Below are 25,184 nucleotides of genomic sequence, written 5' to 3'. Positions count from 1 at the left end.
ACCTATTCCTTGCAAATGGAAAACTGATATTTTACTTCTATAGGGCAGCCTTAAAGCTCCACCCCTGTCAAGGCTTCAAGATAAAAAGCACTTGGTTTGATACCTGTCAATGTACAGCTCCTGGAATCCGGCTGGGATGTGCCCACATATACCGTATATTTACCCGATGGCAGCTGTAAAATACCCTCTTCATCATACAGGCCGAAGGCTTCTGCCGGAAGGTGAAGTTGGATTTCCTGCTTTTCACCAGGTAATAAATGCACTTTCTGAAATGCTTTTAGCTGGGGGTTGGGGGTGCCGGATCTTTCCGCTTTTACATACACCTGAACGGCTTCTCCGCCTGCCATGTCCCCTGCATTCGTAATTCTGACAGATATTTGAACGCCCTCTTCCGTAACAGTATATGTATTAAAAGTGATGTTCTCAAGGAAGAAACGGGTATAGGACAGTCCGTAGCCAAATGGATACAGGGCTTCCTGCTTCATATAACGGTATGTACGGTCTTTCATGGCATAGTCGGTAAAATCCGGCAGTTCTTCCAGGGATTGATAAAAGGTTACCGGCAGCTTTCCTTCCGGTGAATACTCCCCGAATATGACTTCCGCAATGGCCCTTCCTCCCTGGGCTCCCGGATACCAGCCCTGTATGACAGCCGATACATGCTCCTGGGCCCATCCTAAAGCCATGGCACTTCCGCTTAATACCACCAGTATGACCGGCTTACCGCTTTCATAAGCAGCTTTCAGTATATCTTGCTGCAGACCCGGTAAGTTCAGATTTCTTTTATCTCCGCTGGAAAACTGGTTTCCAGCATCTCCTTCTTCCCCTTCCAGACCTGCATCCAGTCCCAGGCAGACAATAACAGCATCACTTTCCTTGCATACTCCTTTTACCTCCGCAAGCCTGTCATTGGCATTTCCCAGACTACTCATCCTGTCCTCATAGAGATGACAGCCCTCTGAATAGAATACTCTTGTATTTTCTCCCAGATAATCCTCCAGGCCTTCCAATAAAGTAATATACCGGGAAGCAGTACCCTCATAATTTCCTACCAGTGCTTTCCTGTTGTCGGCATTTGGACCGATAACCCCTACTGTTTTAATCTTTGCTTTCTCAAGAGGCAGGGTATGGTTTTCATTTTTCAACAGGACAAGGCATTCCCTGGCCGCCTTGAGATTCAGCTCCTTCATTTCCAGGGAATCCACCTGACTGTATTTAATATCCCTAAATGGCTGCTTCTCCTTTTCCTCAAACATTCCCAGCTTCATTCTTGTAGTAAACAGCCTGGTCACTGCCTGTGTGATTTCCTCTTCACTGACCAATCCCTTCTCCACTGCCTTTAACAGATGTACGAACAGGTTCCCGCAGTTGATATCGCAGCCCTGCTTCACCGCAAGTGCCACCGATTCCTCGGGCCCGGTTGTCACCTTGTGATTCTCATGAAAATCCTTAATGGCCCAGCAGTCGGATACCACATGTCCATCAAAGCCCCAGTCCTGCCGGAGTATTTTTTTCAGCAAAAGGCTGCTTCCGCAGCAGGGCTCACCATTGGTACGGTTATAAGCCCCCATGACCGCTTCCACCTTTCCTTCCGTAACGCAGGCTTTAAAAGCAGGCAGATAGGTCTCATACAAATCCTGAAGAGAAACCTCCGCATTAAATTCATGTCTTAAATCCTCCGGGCCCGAGTGGACAGCAAAATGCTTCGCACAGGCAGCAGTTTTCAGGAAATTTTCATCCTGCCCCTGTATTCCCCGTATAAAACGTACTCCAAGCCTCGAGGTAAGATAGGGGTCTTCTCCGTAGGTCTCATGTCCTCTTCCCCATCTGGGGTCTCTGAAAATATTCACATTGGGTGACCAAAGTGTCAGCCCCTTATAAATATCCGTATCACCGAACTCCTGCTGCATGGCAAATTTACCTCTTGCCTCGGTAGAGATAGCGTCCGCCACTTCCTCCAGCAGCTCCTCATCAAATGCTGCCGCTAAGCCGATTGCCTGTGGAAATACCGTAGCCACTCCGGCTCTTGCTACGCCATGAAGCCCTTCATTCCACCAATTATAGGCCTTTACCTTCAGTCTTTCAATTGCAGGAGCCTTGTGGAGCATCTGAAACACCTTCTCTTCCAGTGTCATCTGCTCCACCAGTTCTTTTGCTCTCCTTTTGAACTCTTCTGTTTTCTTTGTGTTATGAACCAATTCCGCCATTTCCATTCTCCATATCTTTTCATACGATTTCATTCCATTGTTTCCAGTACATAAATAAAGACAATATATGCTACAAATACTAATTTAGTTTATTTACTATTAAATATCTATTCATATATTTCTCATTTTAAATCAAATATTGCGAATTTGATTCCTTCATGAGCTTTGTACCGGATTCTGTTCTTTTTAATGGAGCGGAGGGCTTTTGACGTTTCCTTCCATTTATGATACTATTAAAAAATGAAAAGTAGTGTGAAAGCGGAAAGCACTTTCACACTCCATTATTTATGGCAGTACCGCAGACAAGTCTGCGGTATGCAATGGGGGGCAAGTGTGGACATGAACTTTGAGACTGGATTTTTTGGCTTTATCCATATAAATACAATAGCGGAAAATACCCTCTGCATTCAGGATTTAGGTTTGGAAAAGCGGCAAAACGAAAAATATTACTATAATAATAAAAACAGAGACTATGAGGGATACCTCTTTCAATACACGCTGGACGGATATGGTATTTACCGGACTTCGGACAGGGATTATAAGCTGACTAAGGATAAGGCCTTTCTTTTATCTTTTCCCGATGAAGGCAGCTACTTCCTTCCTGATGCCGAAGCCTCCGGTAATCATTGGACCTTTCTGTTCATACATTTTAAAGGCCCAGCCGTTAAACCTTTTTTTAACCGCATCCGGGAACTGGCCGGCCCTGTTATGAATCTGGACGCTCAAAATCCGTCCATTCTTCTTTTAAACGAACTTTTCCATACCTTGAAATCCGGAAAACAGCTGGAACCCTATGAAGACAGCGAATGGCTCTTCCGCTTTCTGGCAGCTCTCCTTCGCAGTATTGAATTCCCTCAGGACAAAAATCCCCCTTCCCTTGTGGACGCTGCCGCCTGTTGGATTCAATCCCGTTATGCCCTTCCTCAAAGCCTCGAAGATATGAGCCGTGAGCTTGGCGTTTCCTTATCTCACTTAAGCCGGCAGTTCCACAAGCAAAAAGGGGTGACTCTGATACAATATCTGACCCGCATCAGACTCGAACATGCCATGTCACTGCTTATAGACACAGATATTCCCATCCATAAAATATCGGAAAAGTGCGGTTTTGGCAGCAGAAATTACTTTTCAAAGGTATACAAGAAGGTTTTGCATATGACACCGGAAGAATACCGGAGACAGCATAGTGTCACAGAAAAGTCCCAAGGGACCTGAACCCTGTATATGTTATCTGCTGTATTCTTCCTCTTTTCCAATCCCCTTTTCAGACCTTCCTGTCACCGGTTTCTCAGCTTATACAGCCTGGCCCCATGAGCCGGCACTTCCGCTTCAAAAGGACCTTCGGTACCGCCAATGATATCATCGGTCCACAATTCCTCCAGCTCCTTATCTCCAAAGGTCATAATCTCTATTTCTGACGGACTTACCGATATTTTCAGGCTTTCGTCACTTATATTGAACAGTGCAAGATAAAAGGCATCCTCCTGTGTATCCTCAGAGAACCAGACAGCCTGCTCTCCCGTTCTCCTGATCTGCCTGGCACCCTGGGAACCGGAAAGTAAATGCAGTACTTTTTTGTTGGTAATCAGGCTCTTGGTCCAGTCATCCAGCTTTGTCAGTTCCGCTCCCAGCATCAGCGGTGAACGGAAAAGGCACCATAGGGTCATCATGGTCACCTGTTCCTCTTTCCGTAAATTGGTATACCTCTCCTGCCCAAAGCCTTTGCCCACATACCCTAAAGGCAGCATGTCACAATCCGGGTAGCAGCCTTCCGATACATGCTTCTGCCAAAGCTCACAGCGCTCGAACATATTCACCAGGTGTGGCCAGTTATCCCAGAAATCATCCGTAATGCGCCACATATTGGCATATTGTGAATAATACCAGGCCTGGTCAATCAATGCCGGTCCCGGGGAAAGGCTGAGCACTATGGGCCGTCCGCATTTCTGGATTGCCAGATGCAGCATCTCAATCTCTTTTTTGGCAGAGGGCATATCATAGCGGCAGATATCATCACATTTAATAAAATCCACTCCCCATTTGGCATAGAGCTCAAAAAGGGAATCATAGTAAGCCTGAGCACCTTCTCTTTCGGTCTCCACCCCGTACATATCCGGATTCCACCAGCAGATAGAGGACGGATTGGCAATTTCATCGGCACCTGCCGGAGTTCCCAGAACCTTTCCATGGGTATGAGCGGCTATTCTGGGAATGCCGCGCATTATGTGGATGCCAAATTTAAGGCCCAGGCTGTGCACATAGTCCGCCAGGGGCTGAAAGCCCTTTCCTCCTGCCGAAGACGGAAAACGTTCCAGGCAGGGCAGCAGTCTGGAATACTCATCAATTTCAACCTTTCCAAAGGGAAGATACTGATACAGCTCTCTTCTGGTTCCCGCCTCATAGGAATACCATTCAATATCAACTACCACATACTCCCATCCGTATTCCTTTAAGTGGGCGGACATGTACTCGGCATTTGCTCTGACCTGTTCTTCATTTACCGTGGTATCGTAATAATCATAGCTGTTCCACCCCATGGGAGGGGTAACTGCAAATTTGTTCTTATTCATACCTTACACCTAATATTACAGGCCACCCTGCAATACTGCCACAATTTAAACAGGTGAAACCTGCTACACCCGGTGAAAGAATCTGTATGTGGCATCCTTACTTTATAATTTTCTTTCACTCCTGTTTTTATTACCTTCCCCAGACAGAAAAAGCCAGAAGGCTTTTCCATATAGAAAATATTTGATGCAAATAAAATTTTATAATAGCCTATATAATTCATTATATTCATGTATTTCATCAACTTCAAGAATATAAATTTGATTATTACGGATAATTTTTTGATGTTATTTTCATACCACCCAGAACATCTATTCCCATCTTTCTGACAAGCTATTTTATCCAGTTGGACAAACCCGCACTGCCTTTTTCAAGTGTACAATTCCTATTTCCAGTACATATCATGCCCTGCTTGCGATATCACTCAAATTATAGCCTTGTGCAGAATTCCGCTGCACTCCTTACCCTTCCCAAAACAAAGCCGGCTGAAATTAAAGGCCCCATTATTCCATACCTGAAAATCATGGACGCCGTTCTTTATAATTACCTTATAGTAATTTCCAAGGTTATTGGCCGCCATATCATATAAGCAGGTATCTGCCCTTTGGAATCCCTCGCCGTATGCCACTCCATCCTGATCCCCGCAGGTAAGGTAGAGAAGCTCAAGAGAGTATCTTGACGATGCCAGAGCATTTCCCAGCAGCTTTCCCTCACTGGAGGTCGGTGCATTGGAAAATGCTCCTGCATAGGCAAATAAATCTGCCATTCCGGGAGCCTTCACAGTGGGAGCCAGCCCATTATTCCAGGGACTTTCCGTACCGGCATAACGCTCCGCATCACAGCGCCTTCCTCCCAGTACAAGATTCAGGACCTGCATGCCTCCCATGGACAGGCCTGCCACTCCGCGATGCTGCCGGTTATATGCAAGCTCTTCCGGTGAAGCCTTTCGAATATCCGAGTAAGTATGATACCTTGTCTCGATAAAAGGAATCAGGTCATATCTCAGCTCGTAGTCCAGATAATAAAAGCCCAGCATATTGGTTCCCTCCGGGTTAAAGCTGCTGTCCTCCCAATCCCAGGCACTCCTGCCCTCGGGGAACACAAGCAGCAGCGGCTCAAGGTCTCCCCTTGCAATGAGGTTATCAAAAATATTGCAGATAACATACCAGCCCTCCTCGTCCATGTTGCCATTTAACCATTCAGACCGGCTGCCCCCTACCCCATGAAGGAGATACAAAACATTGTATTTTACCTCACTGTCCTTCTCACAGTAGCCTGCAGGCAGATATATATTACACTTCTTTACTATCCTATCTCCGGCAATAACCTTCCGCCCTGCCTCTTCTGACGGTATTCCCTGACCGGTTACCAATTCTCTTGACCGGTTAATGTAATTGCTTACCGGATAAGCCGCCTCAACCACTGTTCCCTGCTGCTCCTCTAAAGCTGTCTTCTTATATTCCTCGGGAATTCTCATTAATTCATGCAATTTCATATAATATCCTTTCTGTTCCTAATTTAATATTTGATCCGGGCAGCAGAATGTCAAAAGGAGCATGCCGTGGCTGTATCTTCCTACGGCATGCTTACTTTTTTCCATAAACGGAACTGCGGTTTTATTCTTCCGCAAGTATCCTTTCTATTACCTTGCCCCTCTGATTAATTCAACCCGGAATCCCCTGTCTGCTTTTGGGTAGATGGGAGTTATCTCAAAATAACATACTCCATTGGAAGATAGTTTGATTTCAATATCTGCCCTTCCCTCCGTAACTTCAAGGCGCCTGGTTTTAACCCGGGGCAATGCACATTCCTTTATAACTTCCAGTTCCTCCCCGGAGGGATTAGCCGGTGTTCCCATATCCACCCAGGCCTTCAGAGGATTACAGGTTTCTTCGTCCACCAGCTTTTGTACCACCGCATAGCTTCCGTTTTCCAGCTCTGCCGAAAATTCCAGGGTCAGGGCAAAATCCCCTTGTTCCTCCGCTATATTCCAGCATACTCCCCTGATACCTCCCTTCCCGTCCTTTGTAATGACAGCATATTCATTTTTGAATATTGCAAAGTCACTCAGTTTCTTAAAAAATACAAAGCTCCAATAAGTTGGTTTTGGAATTCCACCGTTGGCCAGCAGTCCGAAACAACCGGAAAAAGGCGTAAAGGAAACTCCCTCTTCTTCAAAAACATCTCCAAAGGTCCAATAGGAATAAGAAGCACAAATATCTCCCATCTCACTTAATAAACGTGCCACATAGGCAGCATTTAAATTCGTATCATGTATGGGATTCAACGGAGTATAGGAGGTATTGAATTCTGTGATATGCATTTCCATTCCTTTATATTCCTTAAAGCTGTCAATGATACTGCGGCTGGTCCTGAGCTCCTCCATAAAGGCTTCCGGTGTTCTTAAACGCTGGTATTGATAGTGTCCGTCCTTTTCCGGCGCCTCTGTCCCATAGGCATGCCTTGTTACAAAATCAAGGGGAACCTGATTGACAGTGCAGAATTGCAGAAAGGAGCGCAGCCAGCGCTCGTCATCCACTCCGCAGATAGCCGGTCCGCCCACCCGGATTCTGCTGTCACAGCTCTTTACCGCTCTGCTTGTTACTTCGTATAATTTAAAATACTCCTTTTCATCGGCATCCTTCCAGAAACCGGGGAGGTTGGGCTCATTCCATACCTCAAAGGGCCAGGCGGCCACTTCTTCCCTCCCATAGCGTTCAATCCAATGCCCAATCACTGCCGATACCAGCTCCGCCCATTTGCCATAATCCTTAGGCGGCGTAACATTTCCCTTCCAGTAAAATACCGTCTGGTTCCCGGATGCCAGCTTTTCCGGCATAAAGCCCAATTCCACAAAGGGCTTAAGTCCCAGGGCCCTGTAATCATCAAAAACCAGGTCGATATAGGTAAAATTATATTCTGTCTTCTCTTCTCCCTCTTCCATATAGGTGTGATAAACAGCCATATCATCGCAGAACAGGCCATGACCTCTGATATGGGAAAAACCGATATCCTCCTGCACCTTTTTCAGCTGCTTGTGATATTCATGCCTTAATGCCAGATTCATCCGGCCGGTACCGATACAGTATGCGGCATTGTTGTGAAATTCTGCCCTGTCCGAGCAATTTAGCTTATACTTACGTTTTTCTGTCATTTGGTATCCTCCCATTCAGTTACCCATATTTTCCGTGTTTATAATGACCCTCTGCAACTGCCCATATGTATTTCTCTCCTTCTCCTGCTAATGACTGCCGGCTTCCTCATTCCTTTACACCGCCGATTGTCATACCCGTTACAAAATAACGCTGTAAAAAGGGGTACAATGCTACAATCGGAATACAGGTCAGAATGGTCGCTGCAGCTCTGACGGATTTTACGGTTACCTGTGCGGCAGAAGCCGAGCTGGCCGCTCTTGCGGTATCCGCATTCCCGCTGAGCTGGCTTACCGAAGACAGCAGTTTCATCAGTTCATATTGCAGAGTAGTCAGATTATCCGCCATTCTATTATAGAGCATCGTATCGAACCAGGAGTTCCACTGGCCTACTGCGATAAACAGTGCCACGGTTGCAAATACCGGCTTACACAACGGTACGATAATCTTCACAAATATCTTAAAATATCCCGCACCGTCAATCTGAGCGGATTCCTCCAGGCTGTCCGGCAGGCCGTTCATATAGGTACGGATTACCAGCATATTAAAGGCACTTACCATGCCCGGGATAATATAGACCCAAAAGCTGTTGGTAAAGCCCAGGGCTTTATTCAGCAGGAACCCCGGAATCAGGCCGCCGTTAACATACATTGTCAGTACATAAATGATATTGACCGGCTTCGCCAGAACGAAATCCCTACGGCTGACTACAAAGGCAAGCAGGGCCGTTACCGCAAGCTGTACAACAGTGCCCACGACAGTTCTGAGCACAGAAATATACAGTCCGGTCATCATGCTGTCCTTGTGGAGTACTGTACTATAGTTATTCAAGGTCCATTTACGCGGCAGGAGGTAAATACCGCCCCGTAAACTGTCCATTGCATCATTTAAGGATATTGCCAGGGTGTTGATAATCGGATATATGGTAATAACCACAAAGATCGCCAGAACCAGTCCGATAATCAGATAATAGATAAAGTCTTTCAGTTTAATTTTTTTACGCTTTCCGGCATTTAGCATTTTATTGGTACTCATTACCCACACCTCCCTAGAAAAGTCTCTCTTCTCCGGCTGCCTTCGCCGCAGTATTTGCCATTAGAATCAGGATAATGCTCACCACACTCTTAAAAATACCAGCCGCCGTACCAAGTGAATAGTTGCATTGACTTATACCAAACTTCAGTACATAGATATCAATTGTCTGTGACACACTTTGCACCAGACCATTTGACAGTAAATATTGTATCTCAAAACCGGCATTCAGAACGCCTCCAATATTAATCAACAGCAGGATAAAAATCGTCGGCTTAATGCCCGGTAACGTTATATTCAACATTTTACGAAGCCTGCCGGCTCCATCAATGGATGCCGCTTCGTACAAATCAGGGTTAATCGCCGTAATCGCGGCAAGATATATAATACTGTTCCAGCCAGTTTCTTTCCATACATTTGCAAAACCTACAATCCACCAGAAATATTCTTTATGGGTAAAGAAGTTGACCGGCTGCTTTAAGAGATGCAGGTTTATAAGAAAATCATTTATGATTCCATGATCTGTGGACAGTGCATCCTGTAAAATCCCGCATACGATTATCATTGACAAAAAGTGAGGGAGATAGGATACCGTCTGTACAAACTTTTTTGGGGCCTTATGTATTACTTCATTCAATAGCAGGGCAAATCCGATTGCAAAAGCAAAGCTCAGCACCAGATTGATTATGCCCATTGCAAGTGTATTCCGGATTGTCCTGATAAAATCCGGATTGTCCACAAAGAGAAACTTAAACCACTTCATTCCGACGAACTCAGAACCGAGAAAACCATTTTGGGGCTTATAATTCTGGAATGCCATTAACCACCCTACTATGGGTACATAATTAAATACAAGGACGTAGATTAAAAAAGGAATGGACAGGAAAATTAATTCCTTTTGTTTCACGATTCTTTTCCAGGTTATCTTATTCTTTTTTTCTTTTACCCTTTCTGCTTTTACATACTTTACTCCAGCCATAGATATTACCATACTTTCTTTTAATTTAAAGCAGGCGGCTGCGGCAAATCTTTGTCGAACCGCCTGCTGGAAGTGAACAACTCCGAAACAATTTAAGACTTATTTGCCGGCAGGTCTGACATCCTTTCCCGTAACCAGCTCAATTCTATGATAAACCGCTTCCTGAACCTCCTTCAGGAAATCTTCCGGCTTGGCTTTGTTGTACGCTTTCTGGTAGGTATCCCAGGCACTGTCAAAGTTACCGGCAATTACCACCTGAGGAAGCTGTTCTTTCTTTACCTGGTCCATCTTCTCCCATGCAAGCCCTCCGGGAGTTGCCGTTGTCATTTCACCTACAAAGGAATAAATCGGATACCAGGGCTCTTTCATACAATCTATTTCATTGTAGTCCAGCATGCCTACATAGGTTTTAGCGCCATAGGCAGTAAGGCATTCCTGTACCTCCGGTCTTAAACCTGCAAAAAACTCATTGGGCTGTGTATCCGGTGTAGCCGCATTCTTTCCGTCCGGATTCATACCGCCGTAATTCGGGAAATAGCTGTAGGTACAAAGATGAGAAGCCTTATACTCTGCATTTACGGCATTGTCCCTCATTTCCTGGGTTCTGGTGAAAAGTCCGTCGGAACCGACATTATAGTCCGCATCCTTAACACCCCAGCTGCGCAGAGTGGAGATTTCAGGATCTAACAAATCATTTACGAACTGAAGAGCGCCCTCTATATCCTTACAGCTCTTTGTAATGCTTAAACCGCCGGAAAGAACGGTGGATTCCCCTGTGGTATAGTACATTTCCTTCATACCCTTGTCGATGGTGATTCCAAGAGGCACATAGGTACAGCCCTCCAGCTTCTGGGACTTAATGGAATCCTCCGCTGTCTGGAAATCCCAATGCTGTTCTACCATACAAAGTACACGTCCGGAGGATACCTTCTCCAGGAACTGATCATGGTTCATGGTCATGAACTCAGGGTCGATTATTCCCTTATTATATTCCTCGTTCAGCTTCTTAAAGTATCTCTTGGCGGTATCTGTCGTATTGTAATCCGTTACCAGGTAGGTGGAGGGATCTACGATGCAGCGTCCGTTATTGGGCCATCCGTCCAGGAACTGGGGCGGATTCTCAAGGCAGAAATAATACCAGTCATAATCCAGAACTTCAAAAGGAATGACCGATGAGCCGTCTGCCATAGCAGGATTGGCCTTATAATAATCCTCCAACAGCTTGAAGAGTTCATCCAAGGTCTCGATTTTCGGATAGTTCGCCCACTTGAGAACTCTTGTCTGAATCCAGAAAGCCTCCCCGTTTTGCTGGGTATCCATTGCCTTTTGATTGATTTTACCGAACTGGGGAATGGAATAAATATGCCCATCCTTCTGCTTTAAGGAATTCCACTGCACATCGCTCCAGAAATTCTTAATGTTCGGGTATTTATCCAGATATTCATCAATTGCTACAAGTGCTCCTGCATCCTGGAGCTCCGGTGTCCAGTCAATAAAATCCGGATATTCGCCGCTGGCAATGAGCATGCCGACAGCCTCCTCGCCTGTCTGTCCGGTCAGCCACGTTTCTTTGCATTTTGCCCCAATTTTTTCTGCAATAATTTGTTGGATTTCATTGTCCTTATTAATCTCCGAGCCCTGCCTGTCAAAAAACGCCGTAAACTCTTTGATTTTCTTTGATGTGGCAGCATCCCCGCCTGACTCCTCTTTTGCCGCACCGCCTGTGGCGGAAACGTCCTTGCTTTCTTTGGAATTCTTTCCGCAGCCTGCGAACAGGAGCGATACCATGGCAATACACATCAGGACTGCAATAAACCGCTTTTTCATAATAATCCTCCAATTTTTATTTCACTTAAGTGATGCTTTATTTTAGCATTTTTGCACAATAAAAAACTCATACAAATTAAATGAAAAACTATTACGAAGTATATATGTATAAATTTTATTTTATTATTTTATTGTTTTTGTGTATTTTACCATGATTTTTCAAATCAATTCCCATGTGTATCATTTAAGCATTTTGGAAGCTTCAGAATTTCTCTTACGGAACCTTGCAGGTGTGACCCCGTAAATGCTTTCAAATTTGTTTATAAAATATTCCATATTCCGGTATCCGACCTTTTCGGCAATCTCATATACTTTATCATCCGTTCGCAAGAGCATCTGGGCCGCCTTTCGGAGCCGTACTCCGTTCATGTAGTCCTTAAAGCAGCAGCCATAGCATTTCTTAAAGATCTGCCCCAGATAGACACTGTTCAGGTAATACTTTTCTCCCAGGGATTTCAAGCTTAAATTCTCCGCGTAATTGGCTTCAATCTCCGCCTCAATCCGGTTCATGACCCCACGTGCTGAGGTCTGGCGGAGCTGCATCAGATAATCGGAATAAGCTTCCGCAAATTTCAGGAATTTCATCTCATTTATCCAGGGCAGCCCCGGCGCAAAGGCTGTTTCCTGGATATACAGCATGGCCTCTTCCTGATTGATATCCGTTTCTATCTCATAGGCAAGGCCCAGGAGGCGGTACATATAATACTGGATATTCAGCCCAATCAGCTCCGAATCCATACATTTGTCCATCATCCTCCGGTAAAGGCTCCCTGCATTCTCCCGGATAAAGGCTTTATCTCCGATTTCGATTCCGTGGATCAGGCTGTCCAGCTCCTTGCGGAAGTATTCCTCCTGGGTATTTTTTGCCTGGACCTTCCTTTTAGAGGCACGATGTACCGGTTCCTTCTCAAGCTTCTGATAGAAGCGGAAGAATCGTGTCATGGCTGCTTCCCGGTAGGAATAGGCGATGTCTTCTATTCCTCTGACCCGGCTTCCGGTACAGGCTGCGATTTCAAAGCCCATACGCTCCCTCAGCTCCTGCAATATCCAGCCAAGCCATTCTTCGTCCGTCATATTCCTCTCCCTGGCCATAAATTCACTGTAAATTATTCCGATATCATAGCATTCCCCATGCTTCGTAACATCAAAGATAACGTAGTCCGACAGCTTCTTTAGCAGCAGGCCAGCATAATTGTACAGCTTTCGTTGCTGCTCCCTTTTCTTTTCTTCCGAAAGGCCGGCAAATTTATCATCCATCATATAGATTTCAAGATGGATATACATCACCTCGCCGGTAAGCTTCAATCTTTCTTTCACGTAATTTAAGTTGATTTCATCATATCTGCCCCAGATCAAAGCCATAAGGTTCCGGTCCAGATAAGCTTTTTCACAAATGCTCTTATCCATTCTGTCCCCTGCTTCCTCCCGGATATCATTCCGTATTCTCCGCAAGACGCTTAACAGTTCCTCCTTTTGTATGGGTTTCAGGACATAATCGCTGCAGCCGCATAAAATGGCTGATTTGGCATACTGGAAATCATAGAATCCGCTTAGGAATACAAATTTTGCCTCCGTGATTCTTTTGGCTTTTGCATATTCTGCCAGCTCGATACCACTCATATCCGGCATCTTGATATCGGAAATAATTAGCTGGTACTCCTCTCCGGATAGTATTTCAATTGCCTCGTTCCCATTCTGAGCTTCCCCGGCAATGACATAGCCCTCCGCTTCCCAGTCAATCAGTGCCCCAAGCCCTTTTCGAATGAACGGTTCATCATCCACCAATAACACCTTAAGCAGTGCCTTTTTTTCTTCCTCCAAAGATAATTACCCCCTTTCGTAACAAATCCGCCTGTCACATTTCCCTGTCCCTTTCTTCCAAGGGTACCCTGATGATGATGCAGGTACCTTCTCCCGGTTCACTCTCAATGATAATCCTTGTGCCCTCTCCGCAGAATTTACGCAAGCGTATACAGGCATTTAACATCCCGAGACCTGCCGGTTTGCCTGCCGATTTCTGCAGTTCCCCAATTCCTGCTTCATTCAGCAGCTTTTCCAGCTCTTCCACCTGCTCCTTTTCCATTCCTATTCCCGTGTCCTCTATCTCCAGATACAGGCAGCCTTCCCTTTCATAGGCCGATACGAAGATAGAGCCGTAATGCCCCGGCCTGTCAAGACCATGGACACAGGAATTCTCCACAAAGGTTACCAGCACCAGGCTTGGAAGCTTAAAGGAATGGAATTTCTCTTCTATTTTAATCTTATAGCGGAAGTCTTCCCCATAGCGGTACTTCTGCAGTTCCAGATAGTCCCGCATAAACCCGGTTTCCTGTTCGATTGTGATATAATCCGAACCCCAGTCGGCGCTTTTTCTCATGAGCCTGGCAAGGCTTTCAATCATATGGGAGGTTTCCTCCTCCCCTTTTAATACGCTCCGCATCCGGATGCTTTCCAGTACATTGAATAAAAAATGAGGATTTATCTGGCTGGAAAGGGCCAGCAGCTCTGCCTGCTGTCTTGCCATTACCAGCTCCTGCTGCTCCAGCTTGCTTTTCAGCTCATTTTCAATAAACGCTTTCATCCGCAGGGTCATGTGATTATAATTTTCCAGCAGCTCTCCGATTTCATCCTTTCCCTCATTCGCTGCAATGAGTTCAAATTTTTCGTTTCTGACCTTTTCCAGGTATTCCCCCAGGAGCAGTATCCTTCTTGTAATGGAATTGCTGAAAAGTGCCAGCATAAAAGCCGGTATCAGCGCATCTGCCAGGAACAATACCAACATCAGCATTAAATTATGCTTGATATCCACCATAAAGTTGGATTTATAGCCTGTCACATAAACATCCCAGTCAATTCCGTATGCGGTAAAGGCACGGTGTGCCTGCACATTCTTTCCCTTTATAAGGGAAGCATTTAAAAAGCTGGTGTTCAGACCCTCGTCCTCCCTGTCATTGGTAAATATAATGCTGTTACCATGGCATACGTATACGGTGGTATTAAAGGCTGAGCTGTTGACTGCTTCGTTAATCTGGTTGTAATTCAAATCAAGCTTGACCAGCTTTTCCCTTTCCTTCAGGCCCAGATAATTAAGCTTTCGGATAACGGATATCATACGCTTTTTATTATTGATATTCCTGTTATTCTGAAAATAGGGATACACGAACAGATCCGTCCCGGCATTCTTAAACTTTTTATACCAGCCTTCCTTTTTTACCGAATCAATCCGGTAGTATTTTCCGCCGTTTATCATTGTGGAATTGTCGGAGTAGAAGGTGATGTCACTGACAAGATGCTTGGAGCTGGCATAAAATACATAGTTGCTGAAAACGGTACTGTACTTTTCATAATAATCCCCATCCGTCTCATATTGCCGGTCCAGAAAGTCACTGATGGAAGCACTGGTATACAAATCCACCGTTACATATACCGCACTTTCCAGCGATTTTGCAATATCGTGGCTGACGGAATCCGCTATGTTATTAATATTGGTCTTCCGCTCATTAACAGACATTCTCAAGCTGCTTCCAAGAATAATAACATTCGTTACAATAGTAGGAACAAGGACGCACAGGATATACACATAAAAGATCTTCTCCTTGATTCTTTTATTGTTCAGCAGCGCCAGCAAATTATTAAAAATGTTTTGAATCCATTTACTATTCCTTTGAAATATACCATTTCGTAAACCCTGCCTTCCCATAAGCTACCTCTTCGTTTTTAGATTTCTCTTCCTGCAGGCTGCTATTTCACCGTAGATATAACAGCCCTGTGGCATATCCTCTATCTCCATTTATTCACCATAGTGAATTACCCCTATTTAATTATATTTTGTTTTAAAGTAATGCACCTACCAATTATTGCTTACTTCTATTCATATAATGCTTTTAAGCAATACCCGGCCTGGTTAATCAGTACAGGCTAATTTTATTCATTCCCGTACTGGAACCGTCAGAGCAATGGTTATTTGGCGGCATACAAAAAAAGCCCCTGGTACTGGCTGCTGTTCTTCCTTGCTTTTCAAACATCGTAACCAGTAATATGGACTTTTTCTCCTTATTGCCAATAGATCATTGTATTATTTTTTCAATAAATAGTTAATACTACAGTAACTTTGGTTCCTTCACCCAGCCTGCTTTCATATATGATATTCCCACCTAATAATTCAAGTATTCTTTTAACAATCGATAAGCCTAATCCACTCCCCTGTTTTTTATGAGATTCTTCACACTGGTAAAATCGTTCAAAGATTTTGCTTTGTTTCTCTGGGCTGATCCCAATTCCATAATCACGAATACTTACACTTATTTCTGATTCCTTCTGAGAAAGCCCAATTTCAATAATAGAATTATTTTCCGAGTATTTCATTGCATTATCAAGGAGATTCATCCAGATCTGCATCAGGAGATTTTTTTCTGAAACAATCGTTACTGCCGGTAATTCCAGCACAAATTCAATGTTTTTCATCTGCCATTTCTCAGATAGCAAAATAACACATTTTCGGATTTGTTCATCCAGCCGGATTTCATCATTCTCAGATATAATTTCCTGGTGATCCAGCCTGGACATACGGAGCATATTTTCACATAAATCAGACAGCCGAACCGATTCCTGATGTACCAGTGAGAGATATTCCCGCTGATCTTCTTCTGACAGATTCCCATCCAATAGAATTTCAGAGAGCCCGGTAATAGCCGCTACTGGTGTCTTGACCTCATGAGAAACGTTACTCATGAAATCTTTCCTCATATAGTCCATTCCCTCCAGCTCAGAAACCATTTTATTTAAATTATTTACAAGTTCATCTAGTTCATTTTCGTAAGCATAGCCCTCTCGTTTCTTAACGGAATGTGGAATTCGAATTTTGAAATCTCCTTCTGAAATCTGCATGATGGCTTCACTTACGCGTGTAACAGGAGTCGTGATCTTCTTTGTCCGCACGAAGAGCGAAATTCCAGTCAGGCACACAGTCACACAGCATATTATGAGGCATATCCCGTACAGCAGAACTGGTGTAAGCGTCTGATGGTAAAAAATCTTCAGGCAGATACCCACCATAAATACTGCAATCAAACAACAGACGCACACCGTAACAATGACACTTTCCGCAAAATAATGCCTTAAGTCTTTTCTGTATTTTCTCTGACTTTTCTCCTTCTCCTGCTTCATAATTCCTCCGTGAAATATTCCTGATCAGTTAATCTTTGCTTTATATCCAAGCCCCCTGATTGTAATTAGCTCGAAATCAGGATAACCTTCAAATTTTCTTCTTAGTTTCTTAATATGTGAATCTACTGTTCGCTCATCAGCATCTGTATCCATGCCCCAGATTTCATCCATTAGTTCTAATCTTGTAAATATATGATTTGGATTACTTAACAATTTAAACAATAGATAAAATTCCTTCGGTGGAAGATTATATTCCTCTCCGGCTATCACTACCGTCAGTGCATCATAATCAAGGACTGCATGCCCCACTGCCAGGCGTCTTTCACTTGCGATCTGCGATCTTCTTAGCAATGCATGTGCCCTAAGTACAAGCTCCTTCATATTAAAAGGCTTAATAAGATAATCATCTGTTCCTGCCGCAAACCCTTTTTCCATATCTTCAATTTGATCCTTTGCTGTGACCATAAGGATTGGCAGTGTATAATTGGCATTTCGGATAGTATCTGTCAGCTCATATCCATTCATCCGTGGCATCATAATATCACAAACAATAAGGTCTATATGTTTTTCATCCATCACTTCAAGTGCCTGTTCACCGTCAAATGCCGTATGAACCGAAAACTGCTCCTGCTTCAGCTTAGCGCAGATCATTTTATTCAGCGTCTCATCATCCTCTACTACCAATATCGAAAACATCTGATTACCTCCTACAATAGTGCTTCCACAAGCTCCTTCTTTTCAAATAATACACAGCCACCTGCATGGTCCTCTATTAGAATATTTTGATTCTGAAGTTTCTGAAACAAATCGGAATGTATGGCCTCCCTTAGTGATGTTTCTATCACATTGATATCTGAATATGGCGAAAACGGACATGGTTCTGCTCCACCATGAGAATTAATATGGAAAAATCCTCGTCCGGCTGCCAAACATCCACCAGAAGTTTTCTCATCTCCTGGAAAGGAGATAAAAATCATCTCCGGATGCTGTTTTCTGATTTGACTGAGCCGTTTCTTTATCCATGCTCTTTCTTCGGCTCCTGGCGCAAGGTTCCTGGTATCCTCCGTTACCGGAACAAATTCCACATAGAAAACAACCTTTGCGCCTTTTTCTCCAAGGGTATGTATAAATTCATCGGTTGTTACCTCTTTCATATTTTCTGTGGTAAGTGTTATGGACGCACCGAAGGTAAGATGTCTTTCCTTTAAGGAATCCATCGCTGATATCACCTTTTGATACACCCCTCTTCCCCGCCTTTGATCTGTTTTTACCTGATGCCCCTCAATACTAATGACTGGTATCAGATTTCTGGATTGATCCAGCATTCTGTAATATTCTTCATCTATTATAGTTCCATTCGTAAATATCGGGAATATTATTTCAGGAATGGTTCCAGCTGCCTTAATTACATCTTTGCGAATCATCGGTTCACCACCAGCTAACAGTATAAATCCTATTCCAAGATCACTTGCTTCAAGAAAAATCTTCTCCCATTCTTCTCTTGTCAGCTGAGATACTGCCTCTGCATCACTACAAGTGTGATTTGATCTTGCATAGCATCCAGCACAATGAAGGTTACAACTGCTGGTGATACTTGCAATGAGAAATGGCGGTATATTTTCACTCTGTTCTTTTGCTTTTTGACGTTTTCTGGCTGCTTCCTTACTTGCAATTGCGTATTTTGCCATAAAAATGCTTTCCCGCGGATCCTTTAACGTTGCTCTGATTGCTCCCTTTACAATATTTTCTACGCCATTTGAAAGATACCTTTCTAAATCTAGTTTTTCATCCATCACTTATTCCTCCAGAAATTTCCTTGCGAAAATAGATACATCTTTCAAATCCTGCGCATCCGGCTTTCCCTTGTGTAAAAATTTAAATTCACCACGACAATAAAAATTATCTTCTGAAACACATATTTCTTTTTCTTTCAGCAGCCTTTGGATGCCAGGGTATGCACGTTCTGCCAGTGCAGAAGTTGAAAACACCACTATCTTCTTTACATATTTTGCATCCAGATTCTGAATAAAGTTCTTTATAACAGGATCAATACCTCCCCAATATACGGAACAACCAAGAAATAAGATATCTGCCTTGCTTTGAATACTATGATCCACTGTTTCTGCCTTACACCCTAACGTAGCTGCTATTTGCTCCGCCAGCTTCTTTGTGTTACCTGTTTTTGAACAGTAACGTACTGCATATTTTGCTTCTGACATCATTATCATACCTCTTCTTTCTTTATCTTTCTACCAATGTTTTAATGATTACCTCTATTGTTCCTATCATAGGTAGTAAAATATCAGACTAATATGACCTGAATATGACCAGGCAAAAAAACCAGGAGTATAAACTGTTTATCATTACACTCCTGGTCTTTAAAGCTTTATTTATCTATCAATTCATAGCATTATGCAATTCTGGGCTTTTATCGTAAAAACTGTGTTTTTTCCCTTCGCAATAAAATTAGAAAATAGGTTTTTTACCATCCGAAAGCCTGTCTGGTTTTTCAGGAAGTTTCGCATATACATAGCATCCTCTGATTGCAAAAAATAGTGTAATCAGCCCAACGATATAATACCAGGGATTATTTGCCACTGAAAAGAACTCAGGACTAATTAGTGCCCACATATTCCATGGATTAAATGACATAACAGCAACTAATATCAGGACAATATTTAACTGCCAGCAAGCTCCAATTCTGGTACCGCGCTTTTCCCAGAAAAGACCCGGTGCACAGCAAATAATTACCTGTGTAAAAATCCAGAATTTGAACATAGATTCATCTCCAAGTTCAACACGAAGAAGATTTAAACTTGCAAAAAAGATTACGCTCTGCATAATACAAGTGCAAATAGCCTGTTTTAAGGTCGCATTTTCTCCCCAGATTTCTACCCGTTCATAGGTAACTGAACGCCAGAGACAATAGATTTCGAAACCGACCCATACGATTTCGCCTATTATTCCAAGCAGGAAGAACCAGAAATGATCATATCTCAAATAAGCCGACAGGAACACCCATATTCCCATAAAATCAGCCGCACAGTAAAACGTATGCATCCATAACGGATAAGGTCCGCTCTTCTCCCGATCGACCAGAATAAAGGAATACACATAAACCAGAAATCCTAATATAAATGTAATCAGAACGGTTGTAAGTGTTAAGGCAAACTGTGGATTCTGCGTACTTAATGCGTATACAAAATCTTCCGGTGATACATCCGTCTTCGGATAACTTGAAAAGAGCTTTTCAAATAAATTCATACGACTTCTCCTCCAATCCCTTCAAATATTTTTCTTATTTTGTTGATTTATCTACATATGCGAATTATAATCTTTTTAGGAAATATTTCAATTACCAGATATTCATAATTTGAGAACTATTCCACACATATTATAAAATTTGAGGAAGAAAGCATGACTAAAAAAACAGATAGACGCGTAATCAGAACAAAAAAAAATATTCGTAATGCATTTATACAGCTAATTGGGCAGAAGGAATTAGAACAGGTTACAGTTACTGATATTGCCAATCTTGCTGATATCGACAGAAAAACATTTTATCTTCATTATGATACGGTATTAGATGTATACAAAGATCTGCTCAATGAACTCTCTGATGAACTCTTGCTCTTACTGAATAGCAGTAAGACCTTTGATTTTTCTGCATTTTTCAAAGGCCTTAATCAAATAATGGAAAAAGACATGTCCTTTTACAAAACAATTGCAGAAAAAGATTCCTATTCTTTTCTCATTAACGAATGTACTTCCTTATTAAATCAGAAACTGACACAAAAAATATTATCTGATTACGGCACTGTATCTATAAATCAGCAAATAAAGATAGAATATGCATCTTCAGGTATTATTGGTGTGTATATTAATTGGATCCGTTCTGACCAGAATATTCCCTTAAAACAACTTGTTGAAGTCCTAAGTGAGATGCTGAAATTGACACTGCCTTTTTATTCGTAGACCTCCAGCTTTCTTCATCTTTCTATTATTTTATCCGGAAGGATAAAACGGAGCAATTGTACGTAATATTTGGATATGGGAAGAAAAAGCATGGCGCTTAAAAGATTGAATATAGTGTGGGTATTGGCGACAAGGTGGCTGCTGTCCTGTCCCAGATGCCTTGTGGCCACCAGTACTGCACCGCAGAATTGAGGCAGCAGGAGAAAGGCGACGGCAACTCCCAAAACATTATACAGGGTATGTGCCAGCGCCACTCTCTTCCCCGCAGTTCCGGATTTGATACTGGCAATCTGTGCAATGATGCAGCTTCCTATATTATCTCCCAGGGTAAGGGCCACTGCGGAAGCAAAGGGCAGCAGCCCGTTATTGAACAGCAGAATTGTCATTCCCACCGTAGCGCTGCTGCTTTGCGCCAGCATGGTAAATACCAGGCCCGTAACCAGGCACAGAAATATATTTTCCGAATGGTCCTGCATCCACTGGGCAAGAAAGCTGTTATCCTTTAAAATCATGACACTTTTGCTCATAAGGTCCAGCCCCGAAAACATTAAACCGGCGCCGGCGATGACAGTACCGGCGGTTTTAAGCCTGGCAACGGTGCCAAAGCTCAAAATACAGCCGGCAATAAGTATGTACCAGGCATACTGGCTGATATGCAGGCTCATAAACTGTGCATTAAAGGTAGTGCCGATATTGGCTCCGTAAACAATGCTGACAGCTGCTTCCAGCTTCATAATGCCCGAATCCACCAGGCTGACCGTTAATATGGTAACAGCAGTGCTGCTTTGCACAAGGCCCGTAAGAAAGATGCCTGTAAAAAACGCCGTCCACCTGTTTTTGGAAAACAGGCTGATGGTCTTATTCAAAAGCTTTGAGTTGGCCCGCTCCAGGGTTCCTCCCATGGTACTGACACCCGTAATGATCAGCAGGGAACCGGTGATAAAATTCATTATTATGGTTATGACTTCCCGCATTCCGCTCTCCGGTAAGCTTATATTCTCTACCATACTATCCTGTTACCGGAAATAATATACCATTGTATATAGAGACAGACCGCTATTTCTTTTACCAAAAAATTATTTCAACAAAATAAACATTACCCTCCAAGGGTATCCCGCCTAAACAGCAACATTACAAGGCTCTTCAAGCAGCATCCTGCAACTGCAAAAAAAAGAGCCAAAAAGTCTTAAAAACACTGACTTTTTGGCTCTTGTAGGCTGATTACTTCGCACTAAAGGAATCTAAAACAGCCTTTACATTTCTTGCATCTGTCAGGAACAGCTCTGTTCCGTTGGTATTTACTATGTCATAGCTGTCATCATAGGGCTTGAATTGCACAACATAAGGTGTATCAGAGGTGTTAAGGTGGAACGTTAAGGTCAGGTCGGGTGTTTCGTTCTTGCCCTTATTCAGGTCAGCTGCCGGGATTTCTCTTCCGGTTTTCGGAGTAATCACTACGGAATAAATCTTCTTAAAGGCATCTTCCTCTGCTTTTTTACCATCCACCGTATAAGTTGCGGTTGTAACGTCCTTATCGTTTTCCTTCTTTGTCTCCCTCTTAATAGTAAGTGTATGAGTCGTACCTTCCGAGGCAATATCCACACTGTCAACATTTTCAATATTAATCAGGTTCGTGTATTTATAGGTATTGCTGTAAGCATCAATATTCACAAGCTTATCTACGGTTGATTTGCTCATAACATTTACCGCATTGGAATCCGGTGTCTTTACATAATAATCACCGTCATCATTGGCATTTCCGATTAAAAGGGTCAGGCTCTTGCTCACCTTGGCAGTCTTATCCGTACTCTTGCTGTCGGTGCTGTCCGTACTGCTCTTGCTGGTATCCGTGCTGCCGGTATCGGATTTCTGTTCCTCATAGTAGCCAATGGCTATGGTATAGGCCGGTTTATCCAGGCCATATTTGCTTAAATCAGCGGCCTTGTAATCCTCACAGGAGGAAAAGGACAAAGCCGTATAGTTGGCAAACAGGGTATTAAGGCTGTCAATGTCGGCTGCCACCGGAGTTGTGTAAGGCTTCTTTATAATATAGTCGCTGAAGCCTGAATAATCATAGGGTGAATCCGGCTCATATGCCACCTGGAATTCCTTGCCGTCCTTTGGTGCCACATCCAGGCTGGTAATGTTCTCCGCAGTGATGGATGGAAGGGTTTCAACCGTAAGCATTTCCGACCTTTTATATCCGAAATAGCTGTGATAGGAGGCACCGACAACATAAACCGCATTATTTCCCTTTACTGTGGCGTAATATTCTCCGCCTAAGGGGGTTTCATTTCCTACGGTTATGGTCACTTCCTTGCCATCGGTCGTAGTAGCAGTGGCAGTAACAGCCGGCTTATCCAGACCAAAGGCGGTCAGGTCATCAATGTCTTTTGTCAGGGTATTGGTAGGGGCTATATCAGTAAAGAGGCTCTGCATATTGCCAGCATAGGTCTGGTTAACCGGGAAGCCAGGGTCTTCCTTGTCTTCCCACACCCCTTTGCTGTTTAAGCTTAAGGTCATTTCATACTCCTGGTTCTTAAAGTAAATTGTCTTAATGGTATCCTTATCCAGAGTTACAATTGCTTTATTAGTTTCTGCTGTGTCATTTTTTGAATCTTTTTTGTCACTATTATACTTAGTCATCCAGAAATATACACCTAGCAAAAGAATCATAACAATGAGCAGCAGCAGTAATCCAATGTTTTTTTTACGCTTACTGCCAGCCATTATTTCTTCCTCCTTCTAAGTACCACATATCCGCCGGAAGCAAGAACAAGCACCGGCAATACAACTACGATGAGTATTGACCACAGGTTTGCTTTTGCTGCCGTTACATTCAGATACTGGGGCTCTGTGCTAACAGTTCTTACAGCCAGCGTATCCTTCTTGTCCGTTACAAAGTTTACGGTATTTAAGAACAAATCCAGGTTTCCGAAGGAATTAACAGAAACCGTGCCTTCATCAATCAATAAGGAAGAGCCGTATACTACCAGCTTGGCTTCCGTATCATTATATTTCTCAGTGATTGCTTCGCCAAGGTTAAAAGGACCGTCAATATCGCCTTTTTCCTTTGAGGCATTACTTGAGCTGACATCTGTCTTTGAGTATGCCTCATCGGAGGTAGTAAGTAGCGGTGTGGTCTCAATGGTGCTTCTTGCCGAATCAAGAGTCTTAAGACCGGAAGACTGGGGTGCTATAATATAAGAACCCGCCGCTTTTAAGGATGAGGTAATGTCATGGGATTCAATGCTTGGTATCAGGTCTGTGACATATTGACCCATATAATGGTCTCTGCTGCCTTCCACAACGAATCCAGGTACCACGCTTACTCCATAGTAATTTAAAAGGCTGCTGAAATTATCCAGGCTGCCTGCCAGATAATTTGTATAAATGATGGCATGACCGCCCTTTGAAAGGTAATTCTTTACCATAGTTACCTCATCGGCTGAGAAATCCTTCTGGGGTGTATTGATCAGCAGAACGGAACAGTCATCCGGCACCTTTTCCGTTGTAAGGGTATTGAGTGACTTAGAGGTTACATTAATCTTGCCAAGAGCTGAGGTTAAGGTGCTGGAAAGCTCTGTTTCTCCATGTCCTGTCACAGTATACATAATAGGCAGGTTATCTGTAGTTACATACTGGAGGGCTGAAGTGACCTGGCCTTCCACATCAATTCCTGTCTGATAGGTCTGGTAGGTCTGGTAATCCATCTGGGTAACCACCATACTGCTGGAATCCACATATTTTACTCTGTTATTGGAATTATTGACTACCAGCACACTGTTATTGGTAACCTTGTCATCTACGTATTTCTTTGCAAAGTTTGGATATAGAACAGGGTCCTTATATTCCACCTTAATATGTTTGGAAATTTCGGGATAATTCTCAATAATCTGCTTTGTGGTCTTATTTTCCTGTCCCGTCTGTACAAGATAGTAGATCGTAATATCATCCTTCATTTTCTTCGCATAATCCTTTGTAACACTGGTCAGGGAATATTTGCTGTCCTTGGTGACATCCACCTTAAGGTCTAATTGTGAGATGATAACATTTAATATGATTACGATTACAATGACAACAGCAGATACTACTGTTGCATAAGCTCCTCCCCTGAATTTTCTGGAAGAGAAGGAGGCCTTGATTTTATCGGCAACCCCCGGTGCTTTGCTGCCTGCCGCTGCATTATTGGTTTCTGCCGCATTATTATCTGCCGCTAATTTCTGCTCTGTAACATTATCTTCAACATTGGTATTGTTTTCTTTTTGCTCACTCATTTAC

The 25,184-nt window shown here is 43.3% G+C and carries 19 protein-coding genes; 2 read left to right on the top strand and 17 right to left on the bottom strand.

What is annotated here, in order from left to right; all coding sequences use genetic code 11:
• Positions 1-50 precede the first annotated feature (50 nt).
• On the bottom strand, positions 51-2,207 hold the full coding sequence (locus BUB77_RS10495; RefSeq protein ID WP_073275561.1) for a glycoside hydrolase family 3 C-terminal domain-containing protein: 2,157 nt from the start codon (positions 2,205-2,207) through the stop codon (positions 51-53).
• Positions 2,208-2,546: 339 nt separating this feature from the next.
• On the opposite strand from BUB77_RS10495, the gene BUB77_RS10490 reads away from it, so the two are divergent.
• Complete coding sequence (locus tag BUB77_RS10490) at positions 2,547-3,419, top strand: AraC family transcriptional regulator (protein WP_073275559.1); 873 nt, start codon at positions 2,547-2,549, stop codon at positions 3,417-3,419.
• Positions 3,420-3,481: 62 nt separating this feature from the next.
• On the opposite strand, the gene BUB77_RS10485 is transcribed toward BUB77_RS10490, so the two are convergent.
• The 13 genes from BUB77_RS10485 to BUB77_RS10420 all read right to left on the bottom strand — a co-directional run bounded on the left by BUB77_RS10485 (position 3,482) and on the right by BUB77_RS10420 (position 20,192).
• Positions 3,482-4,774: a glycoside hydrolase family 27 protein gene (locus BUB77_RS10485; protein WP_073275557.1), complete on the bottom strand. Its 1,293-nt coding sequence runs from the start codon at positions 4,772-4,774 to the stop codon at positions 3,482-3,484.
• A gap of 422 nt (positions 4,775-5,196) precedes the next feature.
• Positions 5,197-6,267 (bottom strand): alpha/beta hydrolase, encoded by a 1,071-nt coding sequence (locus BUB77_RS10475; protein ID WP_073275553.1) that lies wholly within the window; start codon positions 6,265-6,267, stop codon positions 5,197-5,199.
• Between the two features lie 147 nt (positions 6,268-6,414).
• Entirely contained in the window at positions 6,415-7,926 is a 1,512-nt protein-coding gene (locus BUB77_RS10470) for a GH39 family glycosyl hydrolase (RefSeq protein ID WP_139241152.1), read from the bottom strand.
• Between the two features lie 106 nt (positions 7,927-8,032).
• On the bottom strand, positions 8,033-8,959 hold the full coding sequence (locus BUB77_RS10465) for a carbohydrate ABC transporter permease (RefSeq protein ID WP_139241151.1): 927 nt from the start codon (positions 8,957-8,959) through the stop codon (positions 8,033-8,035).
• A 13-nt stretch (positions 8,960-8,972) separates the two neighbouring features.
• The gene (locus tag BUB77_RS10460; RefSeq protein WP_073275805.1) at positions 8,973-9,935 is read right to left on the bottom strand and encodes an ABC transporter permease; all 963 of its coding nucleotides are present in this window, start codon (positions 9,933-9,935) and stop codon (positions 8,973-8,975) included.
• Between the two features lie 99 nt (positions 9,936-10,034).
• On the bottom strand, positions 10,035-11,762 hold the full coding sequence (locus BUB77_RS10455; protein WP_242962457.1) for a type 2 periplasmic-binding domain-containing protein: 1,728 nt from the start codon (positions 11,760-11,762) through the stop codon (positions 10,035-10,037).
• Positions 11,763-11,942: 180 nt separating this feature from the next.
• Entirely contained in the window at positions 11,943-13,583 is a 1,641-nt protein-coding gene (locus tag BUB77_RS10450) for a response regulator (protein WP_084124096.1), read from the bottom strand.
• A 34-nt stretch (positions 13,584-13,617) separates the two neighbouring features.
• On the bottom strand, positions 13,618-15,462 hold the full coding sequence (locus BUB77_RS10445) for a sensor histidine kinase (RefSeq protein WP_073275547.1): 1,845 nt from the start codon (positions 15,460-15,462) through the stop codon (positions 13,618-13,620).
• A gap of 383 nt (positions 15,463-15,845) precedes the next feature.
• Positions 15,846-16,928 carry a sensor histidine kinase gene (locus tag BUB77_RS10440; RefSeq protein WP_073275545.1) on the bottom strand — a complete coding sequence of 361 codons (1,083 nt, stop codon included), beginning with the start codon at positions 16,926-16,928 and terminating at the stop codon, positions 15,846-15,848.
• A gap of 24 nt (positions 16,929-16,952) precedes the next feature.
• On the bottom strand, positions 16,953-17,624 hold the full coding sequence (locus BUB77_RS10435) for a response regulator transcription factor (protein ID WP_073275543.1): 672 nt from the start codon (positions 17,622-17,624) through the stop codon (positions 16,953-16,955).
• Positions 17,625-17,635: 11 nt separating this feature from the next.
• Positions 17,636-18,721, bottom strand: coding sequence for a radical SAM/SPASM domain-containing protein (locus BUB77_RS10430; protein WP_073275541.1), 1,086 nt, complete (start codon positions 18,719-18,721; stop codon positions 17,636-17,638).
• A gap of 3 nt (positions 18,722-18,724) precedes the next feature.
• A complete protein-coding gene (locus tag BUB77_RS10425) occupies positions 18,725-19,150 on the bottom strand; it encodes a flavodoxin family protein (protein ID WP_242962455.1) in 426 nt (141 codons plus the stop codon).
• A 244-nt stretch (positions 19,151-19,394) separates the two neighbouring features.
• Positions 19,395-20,192 (bottom strand): ABC transporter permease, encoded by a 798-nt coding sequence (locus tag BUB77_RS10420; RefSeq protein WP_073275540.1) that lies wholly within the window; start codon positions 20,190-20,192, stop codon positions 19,395-19,397.
• A 153-nt stretch (positions 20,193-20,345) separates the two neighbouring features.
• Here BUB77_RS10420 and BUB77_RS10415 point away from each other — a divergent pair, with 153 nt between their 5' ends.
• Positions 20,346-20,903 (top strand): TetR/AcrR family transcriptional regulator, encoded by a 558-nt coding sequence (locus tag BUB77_RS10415; protein ID WP_073275539.1) that lies wholly within the window; start codon positions 20,346-20,348, stop codon positions 20,901-20,903.
• A gap of 14 nt (positions 20,904-20,917) precedes the next feature.
• Here the strand turns inward: BUB77_RS10415 and BUB77_RS10410 are convergent, their stop codons facing one another.
• The 3 genes from BUB77_RS10410 to BUB77_RS10400 form a co-directional block, all read right to left on the bottom strand.
• Positions 20,918-21,910, bottom strand: coding sequence for a Na/Pi cotransporter family protein (locus BUB77_RS10410; RefSeq protein WP_084124094.1), 993 nt, complete (start codon positions 21,908-21,910; stop codon positions 20,918-20,920).
• Positions 21,911-22,124: 214 nt separating this feature from the next.
• Positions 22,125-23,633, bottom strand: a complete 1,509-nt coding sequence (locus BUB77_RS10405) for a DUF4340 domain-containing protein (RefSeq protein WP_073275537.1) — start codon at positions 23,631-23,633, stop codon at positions 22,125-22,127.
• Positions 23,633-25,180 (bottom strand): GldG family protein, encoded by a 1,548-nt coding sequence (locus tag BUB77_RS10400; protein WP_073275536.1) that lies wholly within the window; start codon positions 25,178-25,180, stop codon positions 23,633-23,635. The genes BUB77_RS10405 and BUB77_RS10400 overlap by 1 nt, the downstream gene beginning before the upstream one ends.
• Positions 25,181-25,184 lie beyond the last annotated feature (4 nt).

This window comes from Anaerocolumna jejuensis DSM 15929 (genome assembly GCF_900142215.1).
GTDB lineage: Bacteria > Bacillota > Clostridia > Lachnospirales > Lachnospiraceae > Anaerocolumna > Anaerocolumna jejuensis.
The sequence above is the reverse complement of the archived record's forward strand: the minus strand, read 5'-3'. Positions and strand labels throughout refer to the sequence as shown.

Bases quoted from the DNA above. Each gene is read 5' to 3' on its own strand.
- BUB77_RS10495 (WP_073275561.1), bottom strand. From the start codon at position 2,207: ATGGCGGAATTGGTTCATAACACAAAGAAAACAGAAGAGTTCAAAAGG.
- BUB77_RS10490 (WP_073275559.1), top strand. From the start codon at position 2,547: ATGAACTTTGAGACTGGATTTTTTGGCTTTATCCATATAAATACAATA.
- BUB77_RS10485 (WP_073275557.1), bottom strand. From the start codon at position 4,774: ATGAATAAGAACAAATTTGCAGTTACCCCTCCCATGGGGTGGAACAGC.
- BUB77_RS10475 (WP_073275553.1), bottom strand. From the start codon at position 6,267: ATGAAATTGCATGAATTAATGAGAATTCCCGAGGAATATAAGAAGACA.
- BUB77_RS10470 (WP_139241152.1), bottom strand. From the start codon at position 7,926: ATGACAGAAAAACGTAAGTATAAGCTAAATTGCTCGGACAGGGCAGAA.
- BUB77_RS10465 (WP_139241151.1), bottom strand. From the start codon at position 8,959: ATGAGTACCAATAAAATGCTAAATGCCGGAAAGCGTAAAAAAATTAAA.
- BUB77_RS10460 (WP_073275805.1), bottom strand. From the start codon at position 9,935: ATGGCTGGAGTAAAGTATGTAAAAGCAGAAAGGGTAAAAGAAAAAAAG.
- BUB77_RS10455 (WP_242962457.1), bottom strand. From the start codon at position 11,762: ATGAAAAAGCGGTTTATTGCAGTCCTGATGTGTATTGCCATGGTATCG.
- BUB77_RS10445 (WP_073275547.1), bottom strand. From the start codon at position 15,462: ATGGGAAGGCAGGGTTTACGAAATGGTATATTTCAAAGGAATAGTAAA.
- BUB77_RS10440 (WP_073275545.1), bottom strand. From the start codon at position 16,928: ATGAAGCAGGAGAAGGAGAAAAGTCAGAGAAAATACAGAAAAGACTTA.
- BUB77_RS10435 (WP_073275543.1), bottom strand. From the start codon at position 17,624: ATGTTTTCGATATTGGTAGTAGAGGATGATGAGACGCTGAATAAAATG.
- BUB77_RS10430 (WP_073275541.1), bottom strand. From the start codon at position 18,721: ATGGATGAAAAACTAGATTTAGAAAGGTATCTTTCAAATGGCGTAGAA.
- BUB77_RS10425 (WP_242962455.1), bottom strand. From the start codon at position 19,150: ATGATGTCAGAAGCAAAATATGCAGTACGTTACTGTTCAAAAACAGGT.
- BUB77_RS10420 (WP_073275540.1), bottom strand. From the start codon at position 20,192: ATGAATTTATTTGAAAAGCTCTTTTCAAGTTATCCGAAGACGGATGTA.
- BUB77_RS10415 (WP_073275539.1), top strand. From the start codon at position 20,346: ATGACTAAAAAAACAGATAGACGCGTAATCAGAACAAAAAAAAATATT.
- BUB77_RS10410 (WP_084124094.1), bottom strand. From the start codon at position 21,910: ATGGTAGAGAATATAAGCTTACCGGAGAGCGGAATGCGGGAAGTCATA.
- BUB77_RS10405 (WP_073275537.1), bottom strand. From the start codon at position 23,633: ATGGCTGGCAGTAAGCGTAAAAAAAACATTGGATTACTGCTGCTGCTC.
- BUB77_RS10400 (WP_073275536.1), bottom strand. From the start codon at position 25,180: ATGAGTGAGCAAAAAGAAAACAATACCAATGTTGAAGATAATGTTACA.